This window comes from Terrisporobacter sp., assembly GCF_017888745.1.
Taxonomy (GTDB): domain Bacteria; phylum Bacillota; class Clostridia; order Peptostreptococcales; family Peptostreptococcaceae; genus Terrisporobacter.
Genome location: NZ_JAGHFM010000281.1, coordinates 1 through 6,417, shown reverse-complemented (window position 1 = coordinate 6,417; position 6,417 = coordinate 1). Strand labels below are relative to the sequence as shown.

Below are 6,417 nucleotides of genomic sequence, written 5' to 3'. Positions count from 1 at the left end.
ACAGGTATATGGGGAAAATTTTTAATGATTGGTATTTCTGCTTTTCAAATCATAGTGGCAGTTATTCCAGGAGAGCCTATTGAAATTGCGTCAGGGTATGCATTTGGATGGATAGAGGGAGCCATTTTGTGTTTAATAGGAAGTCTTATTGGGCAGACGATTGTATTTTTATTTGCAAAAAAATATGGTATGGATTTCATAGAAGTATTTGTTAAAAAAGAAAAAATAGAAAAGGTAAGTTTTTTACATGATAGCGAAAAAATTTATATTAGCATATTTCTAATTTTTTTAATTCCAGGAACACCAAAAGATGTTTTATCTTATGTGGCAGGAATCACACCTGTTAAACTATTACCTTTCTTATTGGTATCATGCCTAGCGAGAATACCTTCAGTTGTATCATCTACTATTGGTGGAAGCTTCCTTGGTACTAAAAATTATAAAATGGCATTTATAGTATTTGGTGTTACAATCATAATTAGTGGAATAGTCTTTTTTATTTATAAACAATATCAAAAGAAAAAAGAGATTAAAAATTAATTCATAAATTATATTGTAAAAGTCCTCCTTATTATGGGGACTTTTATAATATAATTTAAATACTAAGATGTATAAAAAGTTAATTAGAAATTGTTTTAAAGGAGAATATATATGGAATTTAGAAAATCAAGAAAATCAGATTTGAATAGAATTATGGAAATAATTAAAGCAGCTCAAAAATATATGAAGGAAAGTGGAATAGATCAGTGGCAAGATGGCTATCCAAATGAAGACAGTATAACAAGTGATATTGAAAGTGGGGAATCTTATGTTTTAGAAAAGGATGGAAAGGTAATAGCAACATCATACTTATCTTTTAATGGAGAAAGTGATTATAATACTATTTATGAAGGGGAGTGGATAAATGATGAAAAATATGCAGTAGTACATAGGGTAGCGGTGGATAATGATTTAAAAGGAAATGGCATAGCAGGAAAAGTATTTGATTATGTGGAGAATATTTGTTTAGAAAAAGGCATTTATGATATAAAAATAGATACTCATAGACACAATAAATCTATGCAAAGATTTTTAGAGAAAAAAGGATTTAAAAAATGTGGAATAATTTATTTAAAGGATAATTCTGAAAGGATAGCATTTGAAAAAGTATTGAAAAAATAAAAAATTAGTCTAAAATTGTAATAAAATAAAAAAATGTAGAAATTTTTGTTAAAAAGTTTGAAATAATACTATTAATTTGGAAAAAAATGTTATATAATTATATTGTCAATAGTAAACAATCTCAGATAGAAGAATATATTTAAATATATCCCCATATTTAAATATTCAACTCCCTCTTATTCAAATATTTCCTAATCCCCGTTATGAAATATTTGAATAAATACCCAATAATAAGAAAAAGGAAGGTTACGGAAACCTTCCTTTTTTCTTGTAAGGAAATCACATGCTATCTATTTTGTGGAGAGCATATAATTTTTAATATTTACTAATTACATTTTTTCAGGCTCGTCGTATTTTTCGCCTTTAGTATCAACTTTTATAGATTCAATAACAACGTCTTTAAGAGGTTTATCATTACTATCAGTTTCCACATTTTCGATTTCATGGATTATATCCATACCACTTATTACTTTACCGAAAGAAGCATACTGACCATCTAAAGAAGGAGTATCTTTGGTCATGATGAAGAATTGGCTACCAGCACTATCGTTATCCTGACTTCTTGCCATAGATAAAACACCTTCAGTATGTTTTAAATCGTTTTTAAATTTATTGCTAGTAAATTCACCTTTTATACTATAACCAGGTCCACCCATTCCAGTTCCTTCAGGGTCTCCACCTTGAATCATGAAGTCTTTTATAATTCTGTGGAATGTAAGGTTATCATAAAATCCACTATTTGCTAATGAAATAAAGTTATTTACAGTATTTGGAGCGATATGAGGATAAAGTTCAGCCTCAACTGTTCCATAGTCTTTGAAAACTATAGTAGCAACAGGAAGCTCTTCAGGTGGAGTTCTAACTTCATCTTCTGTATTATTTGAACACCCTACTAATGATAATGCTGCTACTAAAAAACTTGCTATAATCCATTTTTTCTTTTTCTTAGTCATCTTAATTACCATCCTTTATGTATTTTAAGTAATATTTTTTAAATATAACTTATATATAATTATCTATTATATCTTACTTTATGAAAAGTTTTAATGAGATTTTAAAATATTTGGATAGAGGGTATTATTATTTAATTAATACTATATAATTATGGAGTAAAATAGTTTATAATATAAGCTTGTGATTAAAAATATATAAAGTAGACGGGAGAGGTGAATTATGACTAACGATATGACAAAGGGTAGTCCTTTGAAAATTTTTATATTTTTCTCAATACCATTATTGATAGGAAATATATTTCAACAATTATATAGTATGGTGGATACTATAATAGTTGGTAGATTCGTAGGAGTTGATGCTCTGGCAGCAGTAGGTTCTACAGGTTCTATGTTTTTCTTAGTAAACGGGATGATACTAGGATTAACAAGTGGATTTGCAGTATTGGTTTCACAAAAATTTGGAGCTAAAGATGAAGAAGGATTAAAAAAAGCAGTAGCAAGTAATATTACTTTAACTGTAATTTCAACAATTATAATTACTGTTATAGCCTTATTATCAAAAAATATAATTCTTAAACTTATGAATACTCCAGATAATATATTTGCTGATGCAAACACATATATAACAATAATATATATAGGTATATTTACTCAGACTGCATATAATATGTCAGCAGGAGTTTTAAGAGCACTAGGGGATAGTAAAACTCCATTATATTTTTTAATTTTAGCATCAATACTTAATATAGTTTTAGATCTAGTGTTTATAATTAACTTCAAAATGGGAGTTGCAGGAGCCGCTTATGCAACTAATATATCTCAAGGGATTTCAGCAATATTATGTTTAATATATAGTTATAAGAAGTTTAAAATATTAAGACTTAAAAAAGAAGATTTTAAAGTTGAAAAAAGTTATTATACAAGACATTTAAGAATAGGTATACCAATGGGATTACAATTCTCTGTAACAGCTGTAGGAGTAATTATAATTCAAAGTGCTATAAATACATTTGGTTCAATTGTTATAGCATCCTATACAGCTTCTTCAAAAGTTCTACAATTGGTTATGCAGCCATTAGTATCTTTTGGTGTTACAATAGCAACTTATGCAGGACAAAACTTAGGAGCTAAAAGATTTGACCGTATTAAATATGGTATGAAAATTATGAATAGAATATCTATAGTAACAAGTTTAATAGCTGGTGTAGTGTTAGTGATGTTTGGAAAATATTTTGTAATGCTATTTATAGAAAATCCAAGTGCTGAAATAACTAGTTATGCTCAACAAGTATTAAATTACTCATCTGTATTTATGATATTCTTAGGAGCTATATTTATATATAGAAATGTTCTTCAAGGTATGGGAGAATCATTTGTTCCTATGATGGCTGGAGTTTATGAATTAGTAGCTAGAAGTATAGTTGCTTTTACATTACCTAAACTTATTGGATTTACAGGGATTTGTTTATCAGATCCAATAGCATGGATAGCTGCTGCAGTTCCTTTAGTAATAACTTATCGTAGAAGAATAAAAAAAATAATGGAAGAAAATAATGAAGGTGTTGCTATATAGCAATACCTTTTTTAGTACTTAAAAAATATATAAAATTTATTTGAGCAACTTACATAGTCGTTGGCGATATGAACGAAGTGAATTTTTTATAGTAATATGTAGAATTATTAACTATTATAGAATTAAATATATAATTTTTTACTTACTATTTATAATAATATTAAAACTTTTTTAGATAGATTAGAGTCTAATAATTAGATGACTAAAGTCTGAAAACTAAAAAAATAGCAAGATTAGAGGGAGGAAATCGTGTTAAGTAACAAAGAATTGAGAAAGAGGGCTAAAAATATTATAGATTTAAAGGGAATACTTATAATGACTATAATTATAATAACAAGTATTTTCTTGACATTAAAAATAAGTCCAATAATTAATAATTTATTGTGGAGGTTAATAGATAAAACTGATGGACTTAGGGGATTATTAATTGAAGAGCATATAACAATCATTAGTTTATTTATATCATTTAATATAGTATCACTTATAAGTGGATACTTTTCTTCAAGTGTAATATTGGATATAACAGAAGAAAAAAGATTATCAATTGAAACTTTTATAAGAAGAGTAAACAGATTATATACATACTTAAAGGTAAAGATGATAACTTTATTATTTCAGACTTTATTTTGTCTAGTTATTATAGTGATAGAAATTATATTAGCTACTGTATGTATTTTTAGTGCTCTGGGTATGCTTCAACGTTTATCAGAAGGAGCTGGTATAAGCTTATGGATGTTTTTCATATTCTTAATATTTATTATTTTTTTATTATTACCAGTGCTAACTTTTGCTTATATATATGCTAATACTTATGCACTATCTTATATTGCACTACAGGATAAAAGAGATTTAAGTGTAAAAGATGTATTTATTGAAAATAAAAGATTTATAAAGGGAAACAGTTTAAAGATAACCTTATTAATTATGACATTTACACCTTTAATGGCGTTATCTTTAATGACACTAGGGGTATTTGCTTTTTATGCAGTAACTTTATTAATGATAACTATGTCTCTAAAATATAAAGATATAATTGATGGGTAAATATTTTAATCTACAAGAAAGATCAAAATATAATATAAATAGTAGATGAAAGCTATGATAATTTATATATTCTAAAAATAATAAAAAGGAAGTATGTTTAGGGTGAAGAGAGTAAAAAAATTAATAATTTTATCAATTGTATTGGTAATGTTTACATCTATATCATATGCCAGACCTGGTGGGGGGGGCGGAGGTGGAGGTGGATCATCAGGCGGTGGGGGAGGTGGTCATTCTTCTAGTTCACATGGAGGTAGAGGAAGAGTACCAAGAACTGAAGAAGATCATAAAGAACAGATTGCAACATTTGGATTATTCTCATCAATGATTTTTATACTTGGAAGAACCAACCGCATAATAATTAGAATTAAAGTAATTAAAAGTAAGCATAAGTATGAAAAAAAATTAAAAGAGTTAAGCAAGTTTAATCCAGATTATAAGTTAGAAAAAATAAAACAAGATGTTAGTGATACTTTTTATATAATGGCGAAGGCTTGGACTGAAATGAACCAAGATATAGCAATTGAGTATTCAACAGAAAAACTCTATAAAAATCATAATGCTAAACTTCAGTGGATGGATGTTAGAAATGAAAGAAATATTTTAAAAAATGAAAAATTAATTTCTGCTAAAGTTTTTGCAATAGACGATGAAAATAATATATGGGTATCAATAAGAGGTTCAATGATTGACTATATAGAAAAAGACGGAGAAATAATAGAAGGAAGTAAGAACATTCCTAGCAGATATACTGAATATTGGAAGTTCAATAATGTGAATGGGAAATGGTTATTAGATGAAATTAAGCAAGTTGATGAATTATATGAAATACTTAAAGATGTTAATTCCTTAGATAGAAGTTAAAATATAAGTAGGATTTTAATTTATGGATATCTGTAATTATTGGACTTTTATAGGTATAACTAATTCACATGATTAAAGAAAACTTATATATATGAATAAAACATTCTCAGTGATATAATATAAGATAAGAAAATTATAATAACTAGGAGGATAATATGGCAGGAAACTTATTTGGGAAAATGGCAGCAGATACTTTAGGATTATCAGATATAGGGAAAATAATAGAACCAAAAGACTTTAATAAAGTTGATGGAGACGATTACATAATGAATGAAGATGGTGAAAAAATCTACTTCGTTATAAAATCAAAATCAGACGAATATGTATTTACAAATATGGGACTAATCCATGTAGATGGTGCAAGTGCAGTAAGTAAAAAAAGAGTAGTAAAAAGACATGAATTTTACACAGAAAATGTTCACTCAGTAACATTAGAAACTGCTGGAACAGTAGACTTAGATGTGGAAATAAAATTTGCTTTTGGAAATGATTTTTTCAGTATAGATGTTGATAAAAAACAAATAGAGCAATTAAAAGATTTATATAAAGCTTTATTTGAAATAGGCAAGATTCAACGTAAAAATGATAAGTCTTATGAAAATAGTATTAATAGCTTAAATATGGCTAATGAAGCTATAGGAAAAAGTAGATTAGAGGGTGATGCAGCTACTATGCTTGAAGAAATTACTAAGTTCAACTTTGGCTGGATGACTGATATGAAGGAACAGTTTAGTAACAAGGACTTTGGAGAAGTTTTCGAGAAGTATATAAATAATTAGAAAAAAGAATAAGAAATAGAAACTAAAATAAAAAACAAAAGAGCTT

7 protein-coding genes are annotated in these 6,417 nt (G+C 27.2%); 6 read left to right on the top strand and 1 reads right to left on the bottom strand.

Annotated elements, in window-relative coordinates:
- Together J7G74_RS12635 and J7G74_RS12630 are read left to right on the top strand one after the other, a co-directional pair.
- On the top strand, positions 1 to 540 hold a 540-nt coding region (locus tag J7G74_RS12635), incomplete at its 5' end, for a TVP38/TMEM64 family protein (protein ID WP_297135971.1).
- A gap of 111 nt (positions 541 to 651) precedes the next feature.
- Positions 652 to 1,161 (top strand): GNAT family N-acetyltransferase, encoded by a 510-nt coding sequence (locus J7G74_RS12630; protein WP_297135969.1) that lies wholly within the window; start codon positions 652 to 654, stop codon positions 1,159 to 1,161.
- A 329-nt stretch (positions 1,162 to 1,490) separates the two neighbouring features.
- Here the strand turns inward: J7G74_RS12630 and J7G74_RS12625 are convergent, their stop codons facing one another.
- Positions 1,491 to 2,114 carry a peptidylprolyl isomerase gene (locus tag J7G74_RS12625; protein ID WP_330616574.1) on the bottom strand — a complete coding sequence of 208 codons (624 nt, stop codon included), beginning with the start codon at positions 2,112 to 2,114 and terminating at the stop codon, positions 1,491 to 1,493.
- Positions 2,115 to 2,334: 220 nt separating this feature from the next.
- On the opposite strand from J7G74_RS12625, the gene J7G74_RS12620 reads away from it, so the two are divergent.
- The 4 genes from J7G74_RS12620 to J7G74_RS12605 all read left to right on the top strand — a co-directional run bounded on the left by J7G74_RS12620 (position 2,335) and on the right by J7G74_RS12605 (position 6,371).
- Positions 2,335 to 3,687, top strand: a complete 1,353-nt coding sequence (locus J7G74_RS12620) for an MATE family efflux transporter (protein WP_297135964.1) — start codon at positions 2,335 to 2,337, stop codon at positions 3,685 to 3,687.
- 249 nt (positions 3,688 to 3,936) lie between these two features.
- Positions 3,937 to 4,731 carry a DUF975 family protein gene (locus tag J7G74_RS12615; protein WP_297135962.1) on the top strand — a complete coding sequence of 265 codons (795 nt, stop codon included), beginning with the start codon at positions 3,937 to 3,939 and terminating at the stop codon, positions 4,729 to 4,731.
- Between the two features lie 102 nt (positions 4,732 to 4,833).
- On the top strand, positions 4,834 to 5,592 hold the full coding sequence (locus tag J7G74_RS12610) for a Tim44 domain-containing protein (protein ID WP_297135960.1): 759 nt from the start codon (positions 4,834 to 4,836) through the stop codon (positions 5,590 to 5,592).
- Between the two features lie 155 nt (positions 5,593 to 5,747).
- Positions 5,748 to 6,371, top strand: a complete 624-nt coding sequence (locus J7G74_RS12605) for a PH domain-containing protein (RefSeq protein WP_297135958.1) — start codon at positions 5,748 to 5,750, stop codon at positions 6,369 to 6,371.
- The last annotated feature ends 46 nt before the right edge of the window (positions 6,372 to 6,417 follow it).

Coding starts and splice junctions, on each gene's coding strand:
- J7G74_RS12630 (WP_297135969.1), top strand. CDS start 652: ATGGAATTTAGAAAATCAAGAAAATCAGATTTGAATAGAATTATGGAA.
- J7G74_RS12625 (WP_330616574.1), bottom strand. CDS start 2,114: ATGACTAAGAAAAAGAAAAAATGGATTATAGCAAGTTTTTTAGTAGCA.
- J7G74_RS12620 (WP_297135964.1), top strand. CDS start 2,335: ATGACTAACGATATGACAAAGGGTAGTCCTTTGAAAATTTTTATATTT.
- J7G74_RS12605 (WP_297135958.1), top strand. CDS start 5,748: ATGGCAGGAAACTTATTTGGGAAAATGGCAGCAGATACTTTAGGATTA.